This window comes from Lentzea sp. NBRC 105346, assembly GCF_030269605.1.
In the GTDB taxonomy this organism is placed as follows: Bacteria; Actinomycetota; Actinomycetes; order Mycobacteriales; family Pseudonocardiaceae; genus Lentzea.
Genome location: NZ_BSTQ01000001.1, coordinates 285,358 through 310,701 on the forward strand (window position 1 = coordinate 285,358; position 25,344 = coordinate 310,701).

At 70.1% G+C, this 25,344-nt stretch carries 18 protein-coding genes (1 of these 18 only partly in view); 4 read left to right on the forward strand and 14 right to left on the reverse strand.

Features of this window, described 5'->3' with window-relative positions:
- From QSK35_RS00885 to QSK35_RS00940, 12 genes are all read right to left on the reverse strand, one after another.
- A protein-coding gene (locus QSK35_RS00885) for a hypothetical protein (RefSeq protein ID WP_285741240.1) crosses the window boundary here: on the reverse strand, nucleotides 1–7,616 show its 5' end (the start). Its footprint begins 25,375 nt before the window's first position; the window shows 7,616 of its 32,991 coding nt (coding positions 1–7,616); its start codon is at nucleotides 7,614–7,616; its stop codon lies beyond the left edge, outside the window.
- A 39-nt stretch (nucleotides 7,617–7,655) separates the two neighbouring features.
- Entirely contained in the window at nucleotides 7,656–9,437 is a 1,782-nt protein-coding gene (locus QSK35_RS00890) for a 6TM ABC transporter family protein (RefSeq protein ID WP_285741241.1), read from the reverse strand.
- A 6-nt stretch (nucleotides 9,438–9,443) separates the two neighbouring features.
- Nucleotides 9,444–9,950 (reverse strand): YbaB/EbfC family nucleoid-associated protein, encoded by a 507-nt coding sequence (locus QSK35_RS00895; RefSeq protein ID WP_285741242.1) that lies wholly within the window; start codon nucleotides 9,948–9,950, stop codon nucleotides 9,444–9,446.
- Between the two features lie 114 nt (nucleotides 9,951–10,064).
- Nucleotides 10,065–10,382 carry a WXG100 family type VII secretion target gene (locus QSK35_RS00900; protein ID WP_285741243.1) on the reverse strand — a complete coding sequence of 106 codons (318 nt, stop codon included), beginning with the start codon at nucleotides 10,380–10,382 and terminating at the stop codon, nucleotides 10,065–10,067.
- 40 nt (nucleotides 10,383–10,422) lie between these two features.
- Nucleotides 10,423–10,731, reverse strand: coding sequence for a WXG100 family type VII secretion target (locus QSK35_RS00905; protein ID WP_285741244.1), 309 nt, complete (start codon nucleotides 10,729–10,731; stop codon nucleotides 10,423–10,425).
- A complete protein-coding gene (locus tag QSK35_RS00910; RefSeq protein WP_285741245.1) occupies nucleotides 10,724–11,476 on the reverse strand; it encodes an ESX secretion-associated protein EspG in 753 nt (250 codons plus the stop codon). Before QSK35_RS00910 ends, QSK35_RS00905 begins: the two co-directional genes overlap by 8 nt.
- Nucleotides 11,473–13,575, reverse strand: coding sequence for a PPE domain-containing protein (locus QSK35_RS00915; RefSeq protein ID WP_285741246.1), 2,103 nt, complete (start codon nucleotides 13,573–13,575; stop codon nucleotides 11,473–11,475). The genes QSK35_RS00910 and QSK35_RS00915 overlap by 4 nt, the downstream gene beginning before the upstream one ends.
- A gap of 24 nt (nucleotides 13,576–13,599) precedes the next feature.
- Nucleotides 13,600–14,160, reverse strand: a complete 561-nt coding sequence (locus QSK35_RS00920) for a hypothetical protein (RefSeq protein WP_285741247.1) — start codon at nucleotides 14,158–14,160, stop codon at nucleotides 13,600–13,602.
- A gap of 93 nt (nucleotides 14,161–14,253) precedes the next feature.
- Nucleotides 14,254–15,696, reverse strand: a complete 1,443-nt coding sequence (locus QSK35_RS00925) for a serine/threonine-protein kinase (RefSeq protein ID WP_285741248.1) — start codon at nucleotides 15,694–15,696, stop codon at nucleotides 14,254–14,256.
- A gap of 30 nt (nucleotides 15,697–15,726) precedes the next feature.
- Entirely contained in the window at nucleotides 15,727–16,383 is a 657-nt protein-coding gene (locus tag QSK35_RS00930; protein ID WP_285741249.1) for an ESX secretion-associated protein EspG, read from the reverse strand.
- Nucleotides 16,380–17,351 carry a PPE domain-containing protein gene (locus tag QSK35_RS00935; protein WP_285741250.1) on the reverse strand — a complete coding sequence of 324 codons (972 nt, stop codon included), beginning with the start codon at nucleotides 17,349–17,351 and terminating at the stop codon, nucleotides 16,380–16,382. The genes QSK35_RS00930 and QSK35_RS00935 overlap by 4 nt, the downstream gene beginning before the upstream one ends.
- An 11-nt stretch (nucleotides 17,352–17,362) precedes the next feature.
- Nucleotides 17,363–17,704: a hypothetical protein gene (locus tag QSK35_RS00940; protein WP_285741251.1), complete on the reverse strand. Its 342-nt coding sequence runs from the start codon at nucleotides 17,702–17,704 to the stop codon at nucleotides 17,363–17,365.
- A gap of 298 nt (nucleotides 17,705–18,002) precedes the next feature.
- On the opposite strand from QSK35_RS00940, the gene QSK35_RS00945 reads away from it, so the two are divergent.
- The 3 genes from QSK35_RS00945 to QSK35_RS00955 are packed head-to-tail and all read left to right on the forward strand — an operon-like array spanning nucleotide 18,003 to nucleotide 22,408.
- Entirely contained in the window at nucleotides 18,003–20,825 is a 2,823-nt protein-coding gene (locus QSK35_RS00945) for an ATP-binding protein (RefSeq protein ID WP_285741252.1), read from the forward strand.
- Nucleotides 20,826–20,869: 44 nt separating this feature from the next.
- Entirely contained in the window at nucleotides 20,870–21,445 is a 576-nt protein-coding gene (locus QSK35_RS00950; RefSeq protein WP_285741253.1) for a hypothetical protein, read from the forward strand.
- 57 nt (nucleotides 21,446–21,502) lie between these two features.
- Nucleotides 21,503–22,408 (forward strand): helix-turn-helix domain-containing protein, encoded by a 906-nt coding sequence (locus QSK35_RS00955; protein ID WP_285741254.1) that lies wholly within the window; start codon nucleotides 21,503–21,505, stop codon nucleotides 22,406–22,408.
- Between the two features lie 2 nt (nucleotides 22,409–22,410).
- On the opposite strand, the gene QSK35_RS00960 is transcribed toward QSK35_RS00955, so the two are convergent.
- Nucleotides 22,411–22,686 carry a WhiB family transcriptional regulator gene (locus tag QSK35_RS00960; RefSeq protein ID WP_285741255.1) on the reverse strand — a complete coding sequence of 92 codons (276 nt, stop codon included), beginning with the start codon at nucleotides 22,684–22,686 and terminating at the stop codon, nucleotides 22,411–22,413.
- 220 nt (nucleotides 22,687–22,906) lie between these two features.
- On the opposite strand from QSK35_RS00960, the gene QSK35_RS00965 reads away from it, so the two are divergent.
- The gene (locus QSK35_RS00965; RefSeq protein ID WP_285741256.1) at nucleotides 22,907–24,634 is read left to right on the forward strand and encodes a fatty acyl-AMP ligase; all 1,728 of its coding nucleotides are present in this window, start codon (nucleotides 22,907–22,909) and stop codon (nucleotides 24,632–24,634) included.
- Between the two features lie 14 nt (nucleotides 24,635–24,648).
- Here the strand turns inward: QSK35_RS00965 and QSK35_RS00970 are convergent, their stop codons facing one another.
- Entirely contained in the window at nucleotides 24,649–25,008 is a 360-nt protein-coding gene (locus QSK35_RS00970) for a hypothetical protein (RefSeq protein WP_285741257.1), read from the reverse strand.
- Nucleotides 25,009–25,344: the final 336 nt, after the last annotated feature.

Genomic DNA, 25,344 nt, shown 5'->3' on the forward strand with positions numbered 1-25,344 from the left:
TTGCCGTCGTCGTCGAACGTGACGTCGTCCGGCGAGATCTCCTTCTCCACCATGCCGGTGAGTTCCAGCGTGTTCGTGGTGAGCTGGTACTCGGGCCTGTCGAGCCACATGCCCTCGCGGGCGAGCTCCAGCAGGCCGCGCTTGTGCTCGCTGATCTTGCGGGCCTCGTCGATGCGCGGCGCGCGGTTGGACTGGCTGGTCGCGATCTCGATCGCGTCGTTGCCCTGCGCCGCCAGGTTTCCCAGCGCGAAGGGATCGTCACTGAACAGGTAGGCCTTCTCCGGGTAGAGGGTGCCGAGCACGAGCTCGGCCCAGTACCGGGCCTTGCCGTTCATGAACGCCTTGTGCTTGTCCAGCGTCTTCGTGTCGAGGCCGAGCTCCTTTGCCTGCTTCTTCGAGAGCTTGCCGTGGGTGTAGTCGTGCACGATCCGCTTGAGCGAGACCTCGCCGTTGTTGAAGTACAGCGCGTTGTAGAGCGTCGTCATCAGCACCCGGACGTTGCCGTGGGCGATGACGTTGTCGAGCACCTCCAGCGACGCGATGTTGCCGATCTGGCCCGCGCTGGTCACCTTGATGCCGCCGAACGCGGCCGCGACCTTCTCCGGCTGGTTCGGATACCGCGCGAGCAGCACGTCGCGGAGCTTGATCAGCGACTGCTGCGCGGCGTGCCGCACCTCGGGCGCCGCGAACAGGTAGTTGCGCAGCGTCTTCTCGAAGTTCTCCGCTTTCGCCGCCCAGCCCTGGTCCCGCACGAGCACGTCGTACCCGAACGGCGACTCGGTCTCCGGGCTGAAGGGGATCTTGACGCCGGGCATGACCTCGAAGCCGCCGGCCGATGGCGTGTCCGATGTGGACACCTGTGGGCCGGCGATCTCCAGCTTCTCGTTCACCTGAATCGGTGCCATGGTGCGCGTGTCCGGTCCGCGCTTCTCCGCGAGCCACAGGTCGCGCGGCGTCAGCGCGGCGTGCCCGCTCGTCGCCAGGGGGCCCATGATGCTCAGGTCCTCGGCGAGCCTGCCGGTGCCGACGGTCTCCAGCGAACCGTCGGTGTGCTTGACCACCTTGCCCTTGGAGTGCTGGAAGATGCTCGGGTTCTCGTCTCGGCCCTCGAAGTAGGTGTCGTCGAGTCCCGCCCAGTGCATGATCTCGTGCCCGAACACCTCGGGGCCGGCGTCGATCGGGATCGACAGCTGGTTCGGCCGCGAGCCCGCCGGGCCGATCCAGATCCGCCCCGTCGCCGCGGCGGGATCGTCGGTGAGCCGCACCGACTGGCTGAACTGGTCGCCCGTGGGCAGCGCCAGGCCCTTGTTGAGCGCGTTCACGCCGCTGGTGAGGTTCTGCTCGAACCGCGCGACCTGGTCTTCGGAGTACTTCGAGAGGTTCTCGACGTACAGCACGTACTCGCGGTGCTGCACGACGGTGCCCGGCCTGCCGTCCGTGCCGGGGAACTGGACGCGCTGGTAGTGGTAGCCGATCGGGCTGCGCCACGCGGTGAGCCCGAAAGAGGGCTTCCGCTTGCCCTTCTGCCGGACGATCTTGCTGTTGTCGGTGAGGCCGCCGGTCTCGCTGACGTAGCGCCGGAAGGGCACCTTGCCGGTGACCGCGGCGATGTCCTGCTGGCTCACCGGGTTCGGGTGCTTGGCCCACGCCGAGTCGGGGTGGCCGAAGTCCTTGGTGCTGTGCCGCCATCCCTCGTCGTCGAGGATCGGGTGCTTCGCCTGTGCCGCGGGGGAGGTGATGACCTGCCCGGCAGGTGCCGGGAGCGGTGGTGCGGTCGTGGTCATCGGGCTCGGCGGCGGCGTCTTGCGCAGCTGGTAGTCGACCTTGACGGAACCGCTGCGAGACCGCTTGTGCCCCGGCTTGACCTCGGAGCTCTCTCCGAGTGAGACCGTCGGCCGGTGGGCCGTGTTGCCCGGCTTCGTCTCGTTGAGGTGGAAGTCGATGCGCTCGTCGAGGTACGCCCGCACCGCCTCGGCTTGTGGCCGGACGTCGCTGCTGAAGTTCGTGATGGACACCGACAGCGGCAGATAGGCCATGCCCTCGCGCCGGTTGGCGGTGTCGGCCAGCTCCCTGGCCAGCTGGTCGAGCTCGGTCTCGAGCTGAACGGACAGCTTGGACTCGCCCGGCTGGAGGTTGAGCTCGTGCTCGGTGGGGGTGCTCGACAGCACGGAGTCGGTGTCGGACGCCGAGTTGTCCGAGGTGTCCTCGGACAGCTGGTCGACATGAACCTCGGTGAGTCCCGGCGTGCCCGGTGCGATCGCGATGTCGACGTCGACGCCGTCGTAGGCGCCGGGCCGGTCGCCGAGCTGCTTCAGCACGGTCGTCCACACCTCGAGCGAATGGGCCTCGGCGAGCGTCGGGTCCGTACCCCGGCTGATGATCTTGATGATCGGCGCGGCCTCGCCGTTCGCCTTGGCCCGGACCGCGGCGGCGACCGCTTCGTCCGTGATGCGGCCCAGCCGGGCGACCTCGTCCGGCGACAGGGTCAGCGAGTCACTGTCGAACCGGATGAGGTTCTCGTTGAGCGCCGGGTCCCGCGACAGCTCCCACAGCAGCGCGTTCACCTGCTGGTAGCTGTCGACGAGGGCGTTGGTGTCCGGATTCGTGGCGTGGTCGTCGAGCGCGGTCGCGTACGTGTTGATCGCGGGCTGCCACCGGGCGATGTAGTCGGCGCGGCGGGCGAGCGCGTCCCGGTCGCCGGTGCGGGCGAGGTCGTCCATCGCCTGCCGGAACACGCGGTCCTCGGCGATGTCCGTCGACACTCCGGTGACGGGAGCCTGCGGACGGGTGGCGGTTCCCGGCGCGGCGCCGGTGAGCTGTGGTCCGTGGTGACGGGGCGGGACGACGGGCGCGCCCGAGGGCGGGTTCAGCTGGCCGTGGTCGCTCTCCTGGAGATGGGCCAGACCGCGAACGTGGTTCTCGATCCGCCACAGGTGCCGCGGCTTGACGGTGGCATCGGTGGTGATCTGGTTGGACATGATGCCCGTGTCGGTGCCCGGCATGAGGTAACCGCGCCCCTGCTTCTGCTGGAAGACGTTGCCGCTCGAGTCCTGGTACTCGTCGACCAGTCCCACGTTGTGCAGCAGCTCGTGCACGGCGAGCTCGGGGGTGATGTCGGTCGGCCACTGCCCGGTGTCCGCGCGCTGGCCGGCGGTCGTGATGCCGACCGTGCTGTGGGCGTCTTCCGGACGTGCGACGCGGACCAGGTTGACGCTCAGCTGGGCGCCGCTGGGCAGGCCGAACCCCTGGTCGTTGACGATCCGGTCCATCCCCTGCTGTGCCCTGGCCCAGATCTTGTCGACGGTCGAGTCCTTGCGGCCCTTCGGGTCCAGATAGACCTTGTGCGTGACCTCGAGAACCCACCGGGAGGGTTCGACTTCCATCAGTGCGACGTCGAAGTTCGACGACGTGTCGAGCGGGTCGATCTCGATCTTCGGCCGGCCCGCGCCGAGGGTGATCTTGGAGGTGGCGAGCGCCTGTGCGTCGGTCGTCCGCACGGTGGTCGTGTGCGCGAGGGGGCGGGCGGCGGCGATGCGGTCGCGGCCGATCGGGTTCGGGACCCGTGACCACGGCGCGGGCCTGCTGTCCGGCGCGGTGGCCCAGGTGCGGTCGTCGAGGACGGTCTTGACAGGCTGGTGGACCGGGCCGTCCAGAGTGATCTCCGCCGACTCGGGCGCGGTGTACTCGGTGGTCTCGCTCAGGTCCCAGTTGACGTGGATGTCGGTGGTGTTCGCCGCGCCACGCGGGTTGGTGGCCGTGACGATCGGCAGATCGTCGAGCGTGAGGGCGCCGTTGAGATGGTGGGCGATGCGGTCGAACAGGTCGCGGCGGGCGACCGCCGCCTGCTTCGCGGACGTGGTGGGGTTGACGCCGTTGCCGGTCACGGTGATCGTCGGCATGCGGTAGCCGCGCTGGGCCCTGGTGATCGCGCTCTCGGCGATCTGGGTGGCCAGGTCGTCGATGTTCTGCTGGTTCTCCGGGCCGAGCACGACGTCCTCCGGGTCGAACTCGACGACGATCTCGTGCGAGCCCAGTGCCGGGGCGGTCGGTTCGACGGACTGCATCGAGTCCGGGGAACCGGGGCCTGCGGTGTCCCAGTCGACGACGACCCGTGCTCCCGTGCCCCCGATGTCGCTGCCCAGCGTGAAGTCGATGTCACCGCTGAGCAACTGTTCACTGTGGACGGTGCCCTGCTGCAGCTGGGCGAGATGGTGCGAGACCCGGTTGAAGATGAGGTGCTGGAAGACGGAGTGGGCCCGGTTGTTCGCAAGGTCCGCGGCGTTCGGCTCGGTGGCCGCCGCGAACCCGGTGATTGTGATCTTCGGCAGCTCGGCGCCGGACCGGTGCGCGGTGACCGCTTCCCCGGCGATCTTCCGCGCGAGGTCGTCGAGCCGCTGCTGGTCGTCGGGACCGAGCGCGTCGGAGCCCTGGTCGAACGCGACGTCGGTGTCGGGCCCGGCGGGCGGCAGCGCCCGCATCGCCGGCTCGAGGATGTCCGGGCTGACCCCGACGATCTTGTGCAGGCCGTGTTCGGTGATGACCAGTCCGGTGCGCGGGTCGATCGTGCCGATCAGTTGCCGCGCGACGGTCACCAGCTGGATGAGTGCCTCCGGGAGGTACTTTCCCTTGGTGTCGTAGAGCTCCTGTCCCTGGTTGAGCAGGTGCTGCCGCAGTGTGGCCTTGTCCGCCGCGGTCCACCCCTGGTAGGTGAAGGCGGCGGCCGGAGCCGGTGCCGTGAACGGGTTCGACCGTTCCGCCAGCCACGGCTTGAGGGTCTTGGAGCTGATGCCGAGCGCGGAGTGCACGTCGTCGATCGTGTGGCTGCCCGAGGTGATCAGCTTGGTGGCCTCGGTGGTGAACAGCGTGATCGCTTGGTCGTTGTACTTGCCGTTCGTGTAGAGCTCGACGCCCAGCGTGTTGATCAGGTAGTTGCGGAAGGTGATCGGGCCCGGTCGCCAGTCGGTCTCCGGTCCGCGCACCCGCTTCGTGTCCCCGGTCTCCGGGCTGGGGTCGCGCGGCCGCTTGGCACCCGCGCTGTGGCGGTTCTCGTGCCACTCCTGGACGAACGCCGGGGTGAGTCCCGTCGCTTGTACCAGTTGCGGGCCGTTGAAACCGCGGTTGGTCAGCTCCGCCAGTACTTCGTGCAGCACCGGCGTCAGCTCGGGGCCCTGGTGCGTGCCGAGTGCGTCTTCGAGGGTGCGGCCGCCGGGGTTCTGCAACCAGGTCCGGGCGATGTCGCGCGGTGCCGGGTTGGCTGCTCGTTCGAACTCCTGCTTCCAGGAGTAGAAGAAGCTGTTGGAGACCCCGACCAGGTTCATGAGATCGAGGTTGGTGTAGCTGTGCGGCGCGAGCGCGGCGAGCGTGTCCTTGGCCAGCTGCGCCACCTCGGGACGCAGCGGCGACGACTTCGACGGCCCGGTGCGCAACCCGAAGCCCTGCAGTTCGAGCACCGCGAAGAGGGACGGACCACCGACGATCGGGTGCCAGCTGCCCGCCGCGGCCCGCAGCTGTGCCTCGAGCTGGGCCACGTCCTGCGCCGTGTCCTGCGGCAGCCAGCGCCGCAACGTCTTGGGGTCGACACCGATCGCCGTCGCCAGCGTCTTGACCATGCTGGGGCGTTGCTGCGGCGGGATGCTCGACCAGACCCTGGTGGCCATGGTCTGCAGGATGTTGTTCGCGAAGTCGCTGTACGTGTGGTGCGTGCGGTGCAGCGGCAGGCCGAGGTCGTTCAGGGTGTTCGTGAGCGACACCGGGCCGTTCGGCGTCCACTGCGAGGCCAGGTGCCATACCTGCTGCTCGGTGAGCGCCGCGGAGACGGCGGCGGGGTTGGGCGCCCATGGTGGTGAGGTGACCGCGGCGACGCCCAGCTTCTGTGTCAGTGCGTAGGGCGTCATGCTCGCGGTCGGCCACAGCTGGTGCGCCTTGGCACCGATCATGGTCGCCAGCTGTTCGTTGTGGTGCAGGGAGAAACCCAGCTGTTCGAGGTGGCCGACGAGGGTGGTGTCGCTGTCGAGGGTCCACGTGTCGACCGCCTGCCGCACCTGCGCCCAGTCGGGGGCCGGGGGTGCTTGGCGCTTGCGCTGTTTGCCCGCGGCGGCCTGGGGGGTAGCGGAGGTTTCCTTCGGCGCCTTGGTGTCGGAGGCCGGTGAGGTGGTCGCCTTCGGTGGAGTGCTGGACTTCCCGGTCGGCGGCCGCCGGCCGGCTTTGGTGCTCTGTTGGTTGGTGGGCGTGACCGGGGTTGCCGGGGTGGTGGGCGTTTTGGTGGTGGGCGTCTTGGGGTTGCCGGGTGTGGTCTTGGGTTGTTGGCCGGGGGGCGTGGCTGGGGTCGCGGGGATGCTGGTGCTGGGGGACTTGGTGGTGGGCGTCTTGGGGTTGCCGGGTGCGGTCTTGGGTTGCTGACCGGGGGGCGTGACTGGGGCCGCTGGGGTGGTGGGCGTTTTGGTGGTGGGGGTGGTCTTGGGTTGCTGGCCGGCGGGCGTGACCGGGGTCGCCGGGATGCTGGTGCTGGGGGACTTGGTGGTGGGCGTCTTGGGGTTGCCGGGTGCGGTCTTGGGTTGTTGGCCGGGGGGCGTTACTGGGGTCGCCGGGTTGCTGGTGCTGGGGGACTTGGTGGTGGGCGTCTTGGGGTTGCCGGGTGTGGTCTTGGGTTGCTGACCGGGGGGCGTGACTGGGGCCGCTGGGGTAGTGGGCGTTTTGGTGGTGGGGGTGGTCTTCGGTTGCTGACCGGCGGGCGTGACCGGGGTCGCCGGGATGCTGGTGCTGGGCGACTTGGCCGCGGGCGACTTGGGGTTCGAGGGCGCGGTGTTCGGCTGCTGACCGACCGGCCTGCCGGGACCCACGGGCGCGGTGGCGTTCGGCGTCTTGGCCGTCGGTGCGGTGGGCGCGGTCGCGCTCGGGTTCTTGCCCGCGGCGGTCGTGGGCGCGTCGGTTGGGGAGCCGGGCCGTTGAACGGCCGGGTTCGCGGACTTCGGATCCGCCGTGTTCACCGGCGCACCGATGCCGGGCACGGCTCCGCCGAGCCTGCCCGCGATCGAGCCCGGACCGGCGGTGCCGGGCACCTTGCCCGTGCCAGGCGGGGGGGTGGATGGCCGGGCGTTCGACGCGTTGTCCCCATTGGGCTTCGGCGTGGCGGTGCCGGGGGCGCCCGGCCGCGCCGCGGGACCGTTGCCCGGCTGGGGCGAGGCACCGGTGAAGTTCGGCGGCGGGGCGACCTTCGGCCCGGTCGGCGCGGTCACACCGGGTGCCTGTGGCGGCGTGATCGGGGTCGGGCGCTTGAGGTCGGGCGGGGGTGTGGCGATCCGCTTGAACCGGTCGGCCGCCCGTTGCTCCTGCTCCTGGTAGAGCTGCTTGGTCTGGTTGATCTTGTCCTTGATCTTGTCGTAGACGCCGGTCGCCACACCGAGGTGCTCGGCGACCTTGTCGCTCGACTGGTTGAGCTGCTGCGACGCCAGGGAACCGATGGGGCCGAGGTCACCGTTGCTCAGCCTCAGATTCCTGTGGTAGTCCTCGATCTCTTTGATCTTCGCCTGGAGCTCTCCGGCCGAGAGGTTCGTGAGGTCCATGTAGTTGACATTGGCCTCGTACGAGCTATTGGTGTTGACGCCCTTCTTGGCCATGGCGAAGGCTCCTGAGGTCGGTAGTCAGATCGGGAACGGTCAGACGGTGCGTTCCTCCTCGGGAGGCTGGTACTGCTTGAAGTTCTCGTAGGCCGCCTCGGCCGCCTCGCCGGAGGCCTTCGACTTGTTCGCGGCATCCTCGACCTGTTGTCCGGCGGCGTCGGCCTCGGCGCTCGCCTTCTCGGCGGCCGCGATGTCCCGCTCGTCCCCGGTTTCCATTGCTTTCGCGTTGGCCTCGGTGGCCGCCGCGTTCTTCGCGGCGAAGTCGCGGTTGGCCGTTTCGAAGGCTTCCTGGTCGGCACGCGCGGCGTCGTTCTTGGCGTCGAGGTCCTCGGCGGCCTGCTTCGCCGCGCGGTACTCCGCCTGCTCCTCCGGCGGCACGTCGGCCTCGTTCTGGCCGTACTTCTCCTGGAAGTCCTTGGACGCCTGCTCGGCCTCCTCCAGTGGGGCCTTCGTGTCCTGGAACGCGTCGTAGCTCTTCGCCGCTGCCTCGGAGAGCTCACCGGTCTCGGTCGCGAGGTCCTTCGCCGCCGCGGTGACGTCCGCGGACTCCTTCTTCGCCACGGCCTCGGCGTCCTCGAACTCCGCCAGCGTGTCGTCGTAGTCGGACTTCGCCCGCTCGTACTTGGCCTTGGCCTCGTCGAACGCCTTCTGGTCGCCCCGCTCCGCGGCCCTGTCGGCCTCCTTGGCGTAGCGTTCGGCGTCGCCGGCGTGCTTCTCGGCCTCGTCGGCCAGTCGCTGGGCCCGGTCGGCCGCAGCCTTGGCCTGCTTGGCCTCCGCGTCGACCTTCTCGCCCGCGGCCTTCACGTCCTCCGCCTCGGCGGCTTCGTTGTCCTTGGCCTGCTTGTACTTCTCCTGGGAGGCCTTCGCGGCGTCGGACTTCTTCTCGACCTCGTCGGTGGCCGCGTCGGTCTCGTTGTCCTTCTTCTTCGCCTCGTCGATGGTCTTGTCGATGTCGTGCGCGACCTTGTACGCCTCGAAGAGGATCTCGCCCGCGTCGGCGAGGTTGTCGAAGCGGCCCCAGCCCTTCTTGATCATCTTCAGTGCGTCGTCGAGCTTCCCGCTGAGCTTCGCGAGCTTGGCGAGCGCCATGCCGATCTTGGCGATCTTCGACATCAGCTTGGCCACCCACGCCGCGACCTCGGCCACGATCTTCACGACGAACATCGCGGTGCCCGCACCCATGGTGAAAATGCCGGAGATCGCCGCCGCGAGCGCGTTGGCGATGAAGTTGCCGATGATCACCGCGATCATGTCGCGCAGGATGTCCCGGCCGACCTGGATGAGCATGCCCGCGATGCCGACGATCTTGGCCTCGGTCTCCATCGCGTCCGCGGTCTTGTCGAGCTCGAGGGCGAACTGGTCCATGTTGGCGGTGTAGTTGTCCCGCGCCCCGCCGCTCCAGGCGCTGTCCTTCTGCATGTCCTTCTTGTGATCCTCTGCGATGACCCGCATCATCGCCGCCAGCTGCTTGGTCTCCTCGGACTTGCGCTGGATCTCCTTGGGATCGCCGGTGATGAAGTCGAGGCACTTCTTGAGCGGCTCGACGTGTTCCATCAGCCAGCCGACGCCCATGCCGAACAGCTGACCGAAGGGGTTGGCGATGAACTCCACTGTGGACGCCACGGCACCGATCGCGTTGAACGTGATGCCGAGGGCATACATCGTCTGGTTCTCGGCCTCTTCGTTGATCGAGTCGATCAGGCCGTCGTAGGCCTCGATGATCAACGTGCCCTTGAACTTGTCGTTCTCGGTGAACTTGACGCCGTTGACGGTCGAGACGTTGGCGTCGTCCGGATTGTGGTTGATGTTGAGGGCCATCGGTGTCTACCAGGGTCGCTCGGTGAGGTCGGTGTCGTCGTTTCCGGCCGCCTGCTTGGGCTGGGCAGCCGCAGCACGCCGGGCGGCCATGGACATGACGGGAGCGGGTTCCGGCTCCGGCTCGAGCTCGGGCTCTCCGCGCCAGACCGGTCCGTCGTCGGCTTCGTCATCGAGGTCGTAGGGGATGTCGCCCAGGATGACTTCCATGGTCTCGACGGCGTCCGGAGCGAACTCGCCGAAGGCGGCGACGACGTGCCTGGACACCTCGCGTTGCGCCTTGTGCAGGGTGGACATGACGACGCCGCTCAGCTTCGCGGGGCCGAGGTCGCACGCGCGGGGCCCGAACGAGATGTTCGCCAGGCCACCGTTGGGGTTCACCGTGAGCGTCACCGCACCGTCCGAACTGGACAGAGTGGTTGTCGCGGCGGCGAGCTGCTGCTCGAACATCGCGGCCTTGCGGGTCTGCTCGTCCATGCTCGCCCGCATGTCCGCGAGCCACTGCTCCATGTCCATCGGGGACTCCTCGCAATGCTGACACCGAATTGGTCGCTGCACCGTGTTACGCCACGGGAAGCGGGATGGTTCGGTCCCCGGGAGACGACACTCCCGGGGAACGGCCACGCGGGCTCAGGCCCAGGAACCCGCGTTCTTGCGCTCGGTCTGCTCGTACTCCTCCGCGGTCGCCAGGAGCTCCTTGGCGATGTCGTCGAGGATGCCCTGGGCCTCCTCCGCGGAGACGTTCCACTTCGCCTGGGCCGCGGTGTAGTTGCCGCTGGCCGCGCCGTCCCACTGGTCGATGGTCGGCTTGATCTGGTTCTTCAGGTCTTCCAGCAGGGACTCCAGCTGGCCGGCCAGGCTCTTGATCGTCTCGCCGTCCGAGCGCAGCTGCGCGGGGTCGATCTTGACGTAGTCGGAGTCGTCGAAGTTCACGGGATTGTTGGCCATGTCGTTTCCTCAGTCGTCAGGTGTCGTGGAAAGGGAGTGCTCAGCCGAGGCGGGCGGAGATCCTGGAGAAGGTCGCCTTGCCCGTCTCCTCCTGCCGTGCGTAGTTGACGGCGGTGCCGGAGATCTGGGCGGCGATCTCCTCCAGCGCCTCGAGCACGTTCTTGCAGAGGTCGTCGAACCGGGTGTTGACCTTGGCGAAGTCCTCCTTGGCCTGGCCCTTCCAGTAGCCCGCCATGCCGTCGACGATGCTGTTCAGCTGCCGCTGCAGGTTGTCGGCCTCGACCTTCTTGTCCCGGATCAGCTCGGCGGTCTGCTGCAGGACCGCTACTCCGGTCGCGTACTTAGACATTCCTCACGCCTTCCTTGTGCGCCGCCGAAACGATCTCGTCGATCCGGCTGGTGATGTGGGTGTTGCCCGCCGGCGTGACCTTGAGCCAGCCGTCGTCGGAGACCACGAGGTATCGCCCGCTGCGCGTGTCGAACCACGTGATCACCTCCGGCGAACGCACGGCTCCACAGGTGACGCCGAGCTGCCCGCCGGCAGTTCTGTTGTTGATCAGGTCGCTGAGGACCGCCGCGTCCGATGGCGCCACCCCGGCTCGGGCGAGCACCTCCCGTTCGGCGGCGTGCGGTTCCCGGCCCCAGGGGCGGTCGTCCTCGTAGTCGTCCTCGTCGCACTGCTCGGCCGCGCGCATCGTCGTGACCCGGACGGACACCGGGTTTCCCTTGCCCGCCTTGGTGTTCTGCAGAACGCCGAGCACCTCGGGCACTACCGCGGCCGGGTCGATCGCGGTCAGCTCGACCGCGTCGTGCCTGATCACCGCGAGCACACCCGCGGTGCCGTCGGTCGCGGAAAGCCCGCGCACCAGGCCCTGCTGGTCGGCGACGACGTCGACGGCCAGGACGTGGTCGCCGAGCAGTCGCAGCAACCCTTCGAGGCGGTCACCGGCGTCGCCGAGCTCCGACCACAGGTCGTCGGCCCGCAGCGACGTGGCGGTGCCGGGCACGTCGAGCGGGTACGGCATACCGCCGAGACCGAGGTCCGTCCACAGGATCCGGTACTGCTCCGGCGTCAGCCGGAACGCGGCGCTCATGACTCGTCGCATTCGTCGCGGCCGCCGCGTTTCGGCGGCGCCTCACCGATCACGGGCGGCGGCACGTCGTCGCCGGGCACGACGAACAGGCCTTCGCTGCCCTGCAGATAGCGGGAACTGCGTTCCTGGTCCTGACCACCCTGCCCCTGGGCGCCGCTCATCGGTCCCATCGGCGCACCACCCATAGGCGTGCCGCCGGGTCCGTTGCCCGTGGGCATGCCGGGACCACCGGGTGTGGACGACGGCGCCGTCAGGTGGGTTTCCGGCACCACGGTCGTCGTGGCGGGGCGCAGGTTCTGCGGCGGAGGCTGGCCGCCTTCGGCCATCCGGCTCGGACCACCGAGGTCCGGGCCGCCACCGGATCCGCTGAAGGCCGGCATGCCTCCTGGCCCGCCGAATCCGGGCATGCCCCGGCCGGGAACACCCCGGCCTGGTCCCCCGGAAGGCACGGCGCCGTCCGCCGGGCCGCGGTTCTCCGGGCTGAACGGGACCGGGCCGGTGGGCCCGTACAGGGGACGGCCATCCGGTCCGACGGCGTTGGGCGGGTAGAGGGGACGTCCGTCGGGACCGTAGAGCGGGCGGCCGTCCGGCCCGTACAGCGGCTGGCCGTTCGGCCCGTAGAGTGGACGTCCGTCCGGTCCGTAGAGCGGCTGGCCGTCGGGGCCGTACATCGGCCGACCGTCCGGACCGTAGAGCGGCTGGCCGTTCGGCCCGTAGAGGGGGCGGCCGTCCGGTCCGTAGAGCGGCTGGCCGTCGGGGCCGTACATCGGCCGACCGTCCGGACCGGTGAGGTACGGGTCCATTCCGTTGGGCCCGTAGCCGGAGGTGGTGCGACCGTCGGGGGACTGCCCCATGGGGTATGGCCGGTAACCATTGGGGCCCATGGGGTTCGGCCCGTAGCCGTTCGGGCCCGCGCCGAACGACGTCTGCCCGTTCGGGCCGGTGCGGCACGGGCTCGTGCGGTGCGGCGCCTGGCCGGGGCTGCGCGGACCGGCGTTCGCCCGGCCGTCGGACGGCGGCATCCCGCCGGGCATCCTCGGTGTCGGCATGGCCGGGGTACCCGGCATCTCGCCGGACCGGGGCTGGCTCCGGCTCACGGTCTCCTCGGTGCGCGGCTGCACGCCGGTACCGGACGTCGTCGTGTCGTCGGAAGGAGTCCGCGCGGTGCTCGTCGTGGTTCCGTCGTAGCTCCTCGGCGCGGGCGTCTCCTCCTTGCGTGGCTGCGGGGACGGCTCGCGCTCACCGTCCGACCTCGGCACGGTGTCCGCGGGTGGGTCCATCGCGGTCTTGGTGGTGCGGGACTCGTGCCGGTCGGTCTCCCCGGACTCCGCTTCGCGGCGGCTCGTCTCCTCGGACTTGCGCGGCTCCTCGTCCTGGTCCCGCGGAGCCTGCCTGGGAGTGGTCTCGTCGTCGCCCGATCCGGGATACCGTTCGGTCTCGCCACGCGTCCTGGGAACGTCCTCAGTGGACGAATCGGGGTTGCCGTAGGTCGCGGTCGACCTGGTCGTCGCGCCGGTACCACCGGTGACCGGGTTGTCGGGCACGGTGAAGCTCGGAGTGACCTCGTCGATCGCCTTCGAGGCGCGCTCCATGTTCTCCATGACGTCGACGGCCTGCAGACGCGCCTGCTCGGCCTTCTGCTGAGCGGCGTACATGTCCTGTGTCGTCTCGACGGAGGCCGTGACAGGGTCGTTGGAGTAGGCCTGAACCGCGGCGTTGTAGTCGAACACGACGGGCTCGGGCATGATGTCGCGGGTCATCGACATCACCCGGCCCTGCTCGTCGATCTGCTCGGCGAACGTCGCGACGGACGCCGCGGTCGCCGTCATCCACTCGGTGAGGGTGCGAATGCCCTGACGCGCGGCCTCCGCCGCCGGCCCGGACCAGCCGCTCTCGCTCGCGGTGAGGCCGTTGACGATGGTCTGCGCGACGTCCTTGAGGTTGACGCCCCACTGCTTCCACTCCGCGCTGATCTCACCGTTCACACCGGGGTCGTTGTTCACGTGCACGGAGTCGTACAGCGCCCGGTGCGAGTACCCCGTCCAGTCGTACTCCCCCTGAAGCACCCGACTGGTGACGCCAGTGCCTTGCTCGGCCATGTCCTTACCTCTCGACGAATCCGGTCAGTAGACGCGGCGGAACGACTCGCCACGCCGCCGGTCGGTGCTCTGGGTCGCACGCATCGCGTCGGACACGGTGTCGCGCGTCTGCTGGAGTACGCCACGGAACGCGGTGATCACCGTGTGGTAGGAGTCCTGGTCGCCCTTGGCGCGCTTGAGAAACTTGTTGGACATCGCCGTCGCGACGTCGTTGCTGCCGAACCGCGGGGGCCTGCTGCCCATGAGATCGATCTTGCCGAGCCAGGCGTCGACCTCGTCGAGCTGGGCGTCGAGCAGCTTGAGCAGGTCGTCGCCGACCGCCTTGTCCAGTACGACGTTCCCGGACTCGACGGACTCGCGCAGTGGCGTGGCGGGGGTCCGGCCGGTCTCCGGTTCGACGTGCCGGACCGGCGTGGAGTTGTAGTGCCGTTCGGTGGCGGTCTCCCTGGTCTGGGGTTCCTGTACTTCCGCCTCGCGTTCGACGTCGTTGTAGCGCGTGCTGCTCTCTTCCTCGCGCGTGTACTCGGGCGTGCTGACGGTGTGGCCGTCCGGTGTGGCCGCCTCGTGCTGGTTTTCTTCGGGCACAGCTCCGTCCTCGCTTTCGAGTACTGCGTGGTTGCGTTGGCTCTCATGGCAGAAAACGTCGCCGTGGCGACGTTGGGTCGGACCACGGTCGAATTAGGACACGAGCGACGCCGTGAGCGGCGTGCGATCCGTCTTCCAGGCGACGCAAAGGATTTCCTGGTGTCCTGGCGACATCGGGTCGTTCCATGCCGCCCATTCCCGGTCGGTGGGCACCAGCACGGCGACGCCGAAACTCTCCCGCTCGGCCGCCTTCGCGGCGGGGAACTGGTCGGCGCAGTACTTCGTCCCGAAGTCCGAGAGCCACTGCGTGCCGGGGTAGTCGATCGACTTCGGTTTGTCGAACAACGGAGTCGCGGCGGCGTAGAGCTGGATGTCGTGCGGTGCGTCGCAGGGCGAGCTCGTCGCGACCTGCCTGCCCTTGGTCAGGAAACCCTGTGCGCAGGCCGTTCCGCTGAGGTTCAGCCCCGGCACGTCACCGTCGCGGCCGAACGTCGAGGTCTGGTTCGCGGGGATCGGTTCACCCGGCGACTCCGGCGGGGAGGCGACACCGCCGGAGTCGGGTTCGGTGGGCGATGCCGCCTGACCCAGGCCGAAAGCGTTGCGGGGCAAGAGCTGGTACCCCACGACGCCGCTGACCGCGAGCACGGCGACACCTGCGACGACCGCGGCGACACGGGCGAGTGCCGGGGTCCTGCGTGGTGGACGGGAGACGCTGACCGGGCCCGTGCCGTGGACGATCGCGGTCAGCATCTCCCTGGCCCGTGCCGCCGTCAGCCGCTGACTCGGATCGTCGGCGAGCAGACCCAGAATCACCTCGGCCATGGCGGCGCTCGCCCTGGTCGGCACGGGAGGTTCGTTCATGATCGCGTGCAGCGTCGCCGCGGTGGTCGGGCGTTCGAACGGGGCGACGCCCTCGACCGCGTACGCGATGCTGGCGCCCAGCGCCCACAAATCGGATGCGGGGGAGGCCTCCCAGCCGCTCAGCCGCTCCGGGGACATGTAGGCGGGTGAACCGATCAGGCCGCCGTTAGAGGTGAGCCGGGGGTCGTCCATCGTCTGCGCGATGCCGAAGTCCGTGAGCTTCACCATGCCGTCCGGGCGCACCATGATGTTGCTGGGCTTGACGTCTCGGTGCACCACGCCGGCCGCGTGCGCGCATTCGAGCGCGCCCAGTGCCTGCAACGCGATGTTCGCGACCGCCACGCTGTCGAGCGGGCCGTGCCTGGCGACGAGCGCCCCGAGGTTCGCCGCGTCGACCAGCTCCATCGCGAGGTAGGTGCGGCCGTGCTCGACGATCACATCGTGCACGGTGACCACCGCGGAGTCGTTGAGCTTGCCCGCGGTCCGTGCCTCGCGCAGCATCCGCTCCTGCATGACCGCGCGCTCGTCAGCCCGCAGGCCCTCGGGCGGGAGCAGCTCCTTGATCGCGAGCGCGCGGCCAAGCACCTGGTCGTGCGCGCGCCAGACCACGCCCATGGCGCCACGCCCCAGTTCGACGACCAGGGTGTAGCGACCGGCGATGACGCGTTGTTCCACGGCTCTTTCCTCTCCTGCGCCTGCGGCGGGTCACGCCGCCGCGAGGATCTCCTCGATCCGGCTTGCGATGCGGGAACTGTCGGCGGGAGCGACGCTCAGCCAGCCGCCGGCGGACACCACGAGGTAGCGCCCAAGAGTGGTGTCGAACCACGTGATCACCGTCTTCGCCCGGACGCCTCGGTGCGTCGCGCCGAACTGGCCGCCCGCCGTGCGGCCGGTGGCCAGCTCGCTGAGCAGCACCGCGTCGTCACGGGACAGGCCCGCCTCGAGCAACGCCTGGCGCACGTCGTGGCCCCGGCTCCGGCCTGCGCCGCGCACCACGTCGAGCGGTGCCGACAGGGCCCGGCCCGATCCGGCGCGCACCGGCGGCAGCACGGACAGCAGCGACGTCGTCAGCGCGGTCGGCCGGATCGGTTGCAGGAGCACCTCGTCATCCCTGACCACTGCCAGTCCGGCGTGGCGGCCGTCGGTTACCGCGACCGCGCGCAGCGGCCCGTTGAGGTCGCCGACCACGTCGACAGCGGAGACGTGGTCGGCGAGCAGCCGGAGTAGCCCGGCGGTGTCCGCGTCCGGCGGTGTCCGCCGCCCGGTGTGCGGCACATCGAGGGGGTAGGGCTTGCGGCCGAGGCCGAGCGCCGCCCAGTGTGCGTCGAACTGCCCGGTGGACAGCGAGATCGTGGCGGTCACGACGCCTCCTGCTCGTCACCGATCACCGGGGGCGCGAGCTCGCCGCCAGGGGCGGCGAAGAAGTCCTCGGCGAGAACGAACCGCGCCTGGCGGCGGGCCTCGGGCGGCTGGTGTCCGCCTGTCACGGGAGTCGCGGGAGTCATCGGCATCATCGGCATCGCGGGCTCGGCCACGAACGGCGGTACTCCGCCACCGTGGGACGGTCCGGAAGTCGTGCGCGGGACCGGTCCCTGCTGCTCGACCGCCGCGCTGACCACCCGTTCGCCGCTCGGGTTCGCCGGCGGGAGACCGAGGTCGCCGCTCATGGCGGCGAACGCCTTGACCGGCACCGGAGCGGGCCCCGCTGGTACCGGATGCGGCCCAGGCCGGGTCAGCCGCGGCCGCGAGGTTCGGTCGCCCGTCACCACCAGCGCCACCGGCTCCTGTTCCCGACCGGTCAACGGGTTGCGCGGCAGGGAGAACTCGGGTCGCACCCGGTCGAGCGCACGGGACTTCTCCTCCATCTCCCGCATCACCGCGACCGCCTGTTCGTGGCAGGACAACGACTGGTCGCGCACGAGCCGAATGTCCTCAGTGGACTCGGTGAGCTCCTGGATCGCACCGCTGGAGAACGGCTTGGTCATCTCCGCGTAGCTGAAGTCGACCGGCTCCGGCATCGCCGCACGAGCCTCGGCCATGATCCGGCCCTGCTCGTCGACCTGGTGTGCCACCACGGTCACGGTCTCGGCGAGCTCGGTCGTCCACTCCGAGAGCTCCCGCATCGCGAGTCGCGCCACGTCGGCGACTCGGCCCTCCCAGCCCGACTCGGCGGCGGTCACGGCCTCGCGGATCAGCCGCGCGGCCTCGACCAGCTCGCCGGACAGCACCGTCCACTCGGCACTGATCTGGCCGACCTCGCCGGGATCATTGCGCTCGTGCACTGCCCGGTAGAGGTCGTGGTGCGACACGGCCGCCCAGTCGTAGCTCACGTCGCGCATCGTCAGCGCCCTTCCGCGTGGATCCGGGCGAACGCGTGAGCACTGCGCGCGTCGGCCTCGCGGAAGTTGCGCATCGCGGTCGTGATCGCGTCGCACGTCTGCGTCAGCACCTCGCGGTAGGCGGAGATCACCGCGGGCAGCGACTGCTCGTCCTCGGAGCCCGCGAAGCGCTGGAACCTCGCCGACGCCGCGTCGGCGACCGGGTGGGCGCCGAGGGGCAGTGGCCGGGCCAGCCGGTTTACCTTGCGCAGCCACGTGTCCGCGTCGTCCACACGGTCCTGCAGTGCCTTGATCAGTGCGCGCCCGGACTCCGGGCACAACGAGATCTGGTCCTTCGTGGTCATGCCCTCGCCTCCACACGAGCCGGGTCGCCTTCGCTGTCGGGAGGTCTGTACGCCGCCGGGTGGCCTTCAGTTCGGGGTGTGGTGAGGGAAACTCACGACCGCCCTTCCGGCGGATCAGACCACCCGTTCGCCGCTGCGCGATTGGCGCATTCGGCGGATGCCGGGGTCATTTGGCACGAAAACCACATGATTCGCTGCGCCGATTGAGTGAAGTCGCCCGCCAGGGGCTACTTTCCGTGGTCGAAGCGTGTCCATCGGTCTTGATCATCGGATTCGCCCGCTGGTTAGGCTCCCGCCCATGCCGAGTGTCCTTCGGGTTTCCGACAGCATGCCCGGCCTCGTCGGCCGGCATGCGGAGCTCGCCGCGCTGCACACACAGCTGCACGCTCTCACTCGCGGCCACGGCGGCGTCGTGCTCACGATCGGCGACGCGGGCCAGGGCAAGTCGGCGTTGCTGCGTGAGGTGTTCGGGACGCGAGATCGCGACCACCGGCTGATCTGGACCTCCGGTGACGAGCTGAGCCAGGTGTTCCCGCTGCTGCCGTTCGTGGAGGTGACGAGCGGCGAGCACCGCGCGGAGATCACCGCGGTGCTCCGCGGCGGCGCGGGCATCTCCGATCCGGCGGTCGTGGCGTCGGAGATCCTGGTCGGCTGGATCGACGACCTGTGCTCGGCGACGCCACTGGTGCTGGTGCTCGACGACCTGCACTGGGCGGACGAGGCGTCGGTGCGGCTGTGGAACCGGCTCACCCGGATCGCCGAGCAGCAGCCGCTGCTCGTGGCCGGGTCGATGCGCCCCGGCCAGGACCGGGCCGACCTCGATGCGCTGGTGCGGCGGGTGGCGCAGCTCGCGGCGGCGGGCCGGGGAGTGCTCGCGGAGCTCACCCCGCTGTCGGCGGCCGAGTCCGCCGAGCTGGCGGAGTCGATGGTGGGAGGCCCACCGGGGGACAGGCTGACCGGACTCATCGCCGCCGCGGGCGGAAACCCGTTGTATGTGACCGAGTTGGTCGGCGCGATGATGCGCGACGACGTGCTCTCCACGAACTCGGCCGGCGTGGTGGAGGCGGCCCCAGGCGAGCGGTCGCCGTCGCTGAGTGCCGTGATCTCGAGCCACCTGGACGCGGTCGCGCCCGACGTGCGCGACCTGTTGCGGATGGCGGCGCTGTTCGGGGTGGAGTTCGACGTCGCCGACCTGGGGGTCGCGGCGGGACGGCCGATCGCCGAGCTCGTCGGCATGCTCGGCCGGGCGCGGGCGGCGGGCCTGCTCACGACCACCGGCACGGGTATGGCGTTCCGGCATCCGCTGATCCGCGACGTGCTGTGCGATCAGGTGGCGGGCAGCGTGCGCGCCGCGTGGCACCAGGAGGTCGGGCGCACCCTGGCCCTGGCCGGACAGCCGAGGACCGCCGTGACCCGGCAGCTGCTCGCCGCCATCGACGTGGGGGGCGACCTGCCCGCGCCGGACTGGCTCATCGACTGGTTGATGGCGCAGGGCGAGGGGCTGGCGAACGAACCCGCCGTGGTGGCACGCACACTGTTCAAGCACGCGTTGCCGCGGTTGCCGCTCACCGACCCGCGGCGCGTGGAGATCGTGGCGCCACTGGCGTCGGCGCTGCTGCGCGGAGGTGATCCCGCCGAGGCCGAACGGCTCGCCCGGCAGACCCTGGACACCACGGACACGCGAGCCGTCAGCGCCGACACCGTGCTGAAGCTCGGCCTGATCGCCGTGGACTGCGTTCTGCTGCTCGCCCGGCACGGTGATGCGCTGACCCTGCTCGACCGGCTGGAGTCCGAAGTGGACTGGCAGCCGCGGCAACTGCTGCGGCTGCGGGTGATGCGGGCCATCGCGTGCATTGCCTTCGTGGATCGGCGCGACGAGTCCGCAGCGCTGGCGGAGCGAGTGCTGGCCGAGGCCCGCGGGCTCGGCGACCCGTGGGTCGCGGCGCACGCGTGTCACTCGCTGGCGGTGCTGAACATCATGCTGTCACGCCCCGACCTCGCACTCGGCCACGCCGATCGTGGCCTCGCGGTGGTCGAGGACGATCCCGAACAGCTCGACGTCTACATGTCCCTGCTCGCCGACCAAGCGTTCGCTCAGCTGGAGCTGTACCGGTGGGAGGACGCTCGCGTGAGCACCGCCCGGTTGCGGCGACTGGCGGAGCGGACCGGCAACGAGCGCAGGCTGCAACAGGGCGTCATCTGCGACGCGCTGCGGCTGTACCGCACCGGCGGCTGGGATGACCTGTTGTCCGAAGTGGCCGCCGTCGGCGCGGAGGTTCCGCTGCTCGTCTGCTACGAGCGGGCGGTGCTCGTGGCTCTGCACCGCGACGACACCGTCACCGCGCGGCACTACCTGGACGTGATCGACGAGATCCTGGCGAAGTCGCGGTGGACCTCGCAGATGCGGGGCCGGACGGAGTGGCTGGTGGTGGTACGGGCGCTCGTGCTGGAACACGCAGGCGACCTGACCGGCGCGCTCGACCTGCAACGGGAGGCGGTCGAGAACCTCTGGACCGCGGCCGACCTGCCGACCGCGAACGTGGTGCGGCTGGCGATGGCGTGCGACCGGCGCGCGGACGCCGAGTACGTCGTCGCGTTCGCCGAGGAGAAGGCGAACCCCGCCGTGCGGCCCGGCCTGGTCGCACATTGCCGGGGCCTGCTGGACCACGACCCCGAACTGCTCGAGCAGGCCGCCCGGTGCTACGTCGGGTCCGGCCTGGTCCTGGGTGCCGCGCAGGCCTGGGAGGCGGCCGGGCTGGCGTGGGCGCGGCGCGGGGAGACCAGCAACGCCCGGCGGGCGATGACCAGGTCGCTGAAGGACTACGACTCCCTTGGTGCCGTCTGGGACGTGGCGCGGGTGCGGGCCGCGTTCCGGGAGCACGGTGTGCGTACCGGGGCGCGGGAGCCGCGCAACCGGCCGGTCAGCGGCTGGGAGAGCCTGACGGTGACCGAGACGAGAGTCGCGCACCTGGTGGCTGAGGGGCTGTCGAACCGGCTGATTGCCGAACAACTGTTCCTGTCCCGGCGCACCGTCGACACTCACGTGTCCCACATCCTCGCGAAGCTCGGACTGCGCAGCCGGGTCGAGGTCGCGACGCTCGCGCTGGCACAGCCTCGGTGACATCACCGATGTTCGGGTCCTGCTGACCAGGGATCGTGGCGGGCGTGAAGCCTTCCGCGTTCGAGCTCCTCCTGCACCTTGCCGGGCAGTTCCCCGACGAACTGCTGGAGCTCGCCCGTGACCGGCTCGCGGCGGGTGACGAGCCCGAGGTGGGCAGGCTGGTCCGGTTCGGGCAGCTGGCCTACCGGAGCACCGCGCCACCGGACTACTACGACGCCGCGCGAGCGCTCTTCGCCGCGGCGGGGGTGGCCGAGGAGAACGCGGCGACCCTCGTCTTCCCCCGCACGCCCGTGCCTCCGTACGAGTTCTGGCCGGTCCCGCCGGGCGGGTGCGACAGCGGACGGCTCGATCACGCGATCACCGCGCGGTGCGGGCAGGTGCCGGGACTGCTGGCGGTGCGGCGGGCGTGGCGCACGTCTGTGGGCGACTCGTCGTGGCCGGGCCACGCCAGAGTGATCATCGCCGAGGTGGCCGCCGGCGCCGATCCGCTGGCGGCGCGGGAACTGCTGCGTGCCGCGGCCGGGCCGGCGGCGCTCGTGGAGGTGCTTCCCGCGGGGACTCGGGTGCCCGGTTACCACGAACGTGCCCGGACGGCGTCGGCGTTGCTGTGGTCGAAGTAGGTGAGCTCGGTAAACACACCGATGTTCGGGTGGCGCCGCCAAGCGATGGTCGACAGCATGGACAACTGCGATCCCACGTTCGCCGTGGCGTTGCGCACGGCGATGAAGGACAGCGGCCTGAGCCTGGAAGGTGTGGCCCGGAGGCTGCGGGTCCGCGGCAGCGCGGTGAGCGTCGGCACGCTCAGCCACTGGCAGTCCGGCCGCAGCGAGCCGTCACGACGCGAGTCCCTGCGGGCCGTCGAGCACCTCGAAACCGTGCTGGGACTGCACTCGGGCGCGCTGCGTGGTTTGGTCAGACCGCCGCACCTGCGGGGCAGACCGACGCTGGAGTCACGTATGCGGCCCGTCGCGGCCGCGGATCCGCGGGGTGACCGCGTCCGCGAGCTGCTGGGGCGGGTCGACATGAGCTCGGACGAGCGGCTCATGCGCGTCAGCCAGCACGACCGCTGCCGCGTCGGTGCCGACCGGTCGAAGGAGTCGCTTGTGGTGCGGCAGGTGCTGCGGGCGACACACGACGGGCCGGACCGGTTCGTCGTCGCGTTCTGGCAGCCGCCGGGCCGTGAGCTGCCGCGACTGCGGGCGCTGCGCGGCTGCCGCGTCGGCACCGTGGTGACGGATCCCGAGTGGGGAATCTTCATCGCCGAGCTGCTCTTCCCCCGGACGCTCGCGCGCGGCGAGACGGTGGTGACCGAGCACGAGCTCCTCGGGCTCAGCCCGGCGCCAGACGGCGGCGACGACGCCTATGGGCGGGTGCTGAGGCATCCAGCGCGCGAGTACCTCGTGGAGATCGACTTCGACCCCGGCGTGCTGCCGGAGCACTGCGCGGAGGTGACCGAACCGGAGGAGGGCGCGCCCGTCCGCAGGCCGCTACCGGTCGGCCCCGACGGGCGGACGCACGCGCTGGCGCTCGGATTCGGGCCGGGCCTGTTCGAGGTCCGGTGGCATTGGGACGCGGTCGCGTGAGCTCAGGCCGGTCTGGCCGCGCGGCGGGCCGAGTCGAGCAGCTCCGCCCACGAACGGACGTCGGGCCGAGTGCGCAGAACCTGCCTGCGTTCGCGTTCCGTCATACCTCCCCAAACGCCGAACTCGATGCGGTGGTCGAGCGCGTGCGCCAGGCATTCGGTGCGCACCGGGCACGGGAGGCAGGTCCTGCGCTGCACGCGCTGATCGGCCCCGGCTACGAACATGGAGTCGGCCTGCTGCCGGCAGCGTGCGGACAGGCGCCAGTCGAGTTGGTCCACTTCGGATTCCTTTCGGGCCGCAGGTCTGGGTGCCGGTGCCACTCTCGTCCCGCGAACACGCCGAAACATCGGGAAACACACGTATCTGCGATGTGAGCAGCGGGAGGTAGAAAGGCCGCTACTTTTAAGTTGTGCGCGGATTTCTGTGAGCAGCCCGTTGATACAAGGGTTTCTGTTGTTACTTTGGGTTTCCGCCACTCGCCGACCGATGGGAACGGCCATGACGCTTCCACGCCTCGCGCACTCCGTGCTGGTTCCGTTCCACTCACTGCGCCGCCACGAACCGGAACGGCCCCTGTTCACGTTCGTCGACGACCGGGGGCGCGACGAGGAGACGCTCACCGCGGGTGCGCTGGCCGGGAGCGCGGAAGCTGTCGCCGAGTCGCTGCGCGGATGGGGGTTCGAGCCAGGGGACCGGGCGCTGCTGGTCTACCCGCCGGGCGCGGACTTCGTCCGCGCCCTGATCGGCTGCCTGGTCGCCGGGGTGGTACCGGTGCCGGTGTATCCGCCGAACCCGTTGCGCCTCAAGCATGATCTGCCTGGGTTCAACGCCATTGTGGACAGCTGTCGTCCTAAGGCGATCCTGACCAACGGTGCCTACAGCCGGGCGAAGACCGTGGGTGCGGTCGGCGGTTTGTTCGACGCGAACCGGCCGAAGTGGCCGGAGCTGCGCTGGCACCACACCGACCGTTGCGCCCGCACGCCCGGCGCGCCCGTAGGCTGGCACACGCCCGCCGATCCGTCGGAAACCGCGCTGCTGCAGTACACCTCGGGGTCGACGTCGGCGCCCAAGGGTGTCGAGATCACCCACGGCAACCTCGCTCACGAGGTGTGGGCGAACGCGGTCGACCTGAGCCTCGGCGAGGACGCGCGCGGCGTGTTCTGGTTGCCGCAGTACCACGACTTCGGGCTGATCAGTGTCATCCTCAGCACCATCGCGGGAAACTCGCACACCCACCTGCTTTCGCCGATGACCTTCCTGGAGCGGCCGTCGGTCTGGTTCGACGTCATGTCCAGGGTCCGGGCCACCCACACCGCGGCACCGAACTTCGCCTTCGAGGTCGCCGTGCGTCGCACCACGCCGGAACAACGTGCGACATGGGACCTCAGCTCGGTCTACGCGTTCATGTCGGCCGCCGAGCCGATTCGGATGTCCACAGTGGACAAGTTCTTCACCGCGTTCGATGCCTCAGGGTTGCGCCGTGACGCCTTCTACCCGGCCTACGGGCTCGCCGAGCACACTGTCAGCGTGTCGATGGGTGGCCGGGCGATGTTGGAGTGCAGCAGGTCGTTGCTGGAGAAGGGCGTTGTGCGTTCGGCGTCGGCGAACGGCGACCGGGCGCGGCTGGTCGGGTGCGGGCGGCTGACGAAGGCGGAGATGGTCGTGCGCATCGTCGATCCGGGGACGCGTGCGCTGTGTGCGCCGGGTGTGGTCGGGGAGATCTGGGTGGACTCGCCGACCAAGGCCAAGGGCTACTTCGGTCTTGCCGAGGAGACCACACTGACGTTCCACGCCGAGCTCGCCGAACCCGACGGCCGCGGCTACCTGCGTACCGGTGACCTCGGATTTCTTCGTGAGGGCGAGCTGTTCGTCACCGGGCGCCTCAAGGACCTGATCATTCTCAACGGTCGCAACCTCTACCCCGAGGACGTCGAGTCGGCCGTGCGGGACTGTCACGCCGGCATCCGGCCGGGTGGGCTGGCCGCGTTCGCCGTGCCGTCGGGCAACGGAAGCGAACGTCTGGTGATCTTCGTGGAGACCAGGGACAAGGGCGTGGGCGAGGAGATCACCGCCGAGGTGCGCGTGGCGGTGGCGGAGCGGTTCCAGCTCGCGTGTGAGGTCGTCGTGGGCCCACCGGGACTGGTGCGCAAGACGACCAGCGGCAAGGTCCGGCGCGGCGCCTGTCGTGCGGCCCACCTGGAGGCCTCAGCGGATGCCGCAGCGTGAGTGCGGCACCGCGGTCATGCCGGTGCCTCCCGATCCCGCACGGCGCACGCCGCCGACATGTCGAGCCTGATCCGCAGCATCCGCCGGTACTTCGACGGTGCGGCGAGCGCGGCCGGCAGCCGCCGAGCGCCTCCGTGCAGGGGCATCACCCGCTGCCGATAACCCTCGAACGCGGCCGGCTCGCGCAGCAGTGCCCGCAGCGCGGCCCTTGCGTCGAGGTCCGTCCGCGTCGCCGCGCGCAGCCCGAGTGCCCGCGCGGTGTGGTGGCCCGACTCGATCGCGTGTGCCTGCAGCAATGTCGGCGTGCCGTTCGCGAGGTCGTGGTCGTCCTGGGCACCGGTGGCCGCGTTGTCGTTGTGCAGCTGGTGCAGCACCCGTACGCGGCACCGGTCTTGCGGACGTAGGTCGCCATCACCCGTCTCCACGTGATGGCCTGGGGTTCGCGGGCGACGTCCTGGCGCCGGCCTTCCGCGGCTTCGAGCTGGCAGCGCGTGAACGCCTCCAGCCAGTACCCGCGCAGTTCCTCCGGGGCGCGGTGGACGACCGCGAGCGGCAGGACACCGCGACCGCGTCGACGCCGATCGCCGCCCGCGGCACCGAGCACCGCCATGGCGAGGAAGCGGGCATCGCAGCGCTCTTCGGCAGGGCTGTCGCCGGTGAGCACCGAAGTCAGCACGTCGAGGAGTGGAAGCGGCAGACAGGTCTCGTCG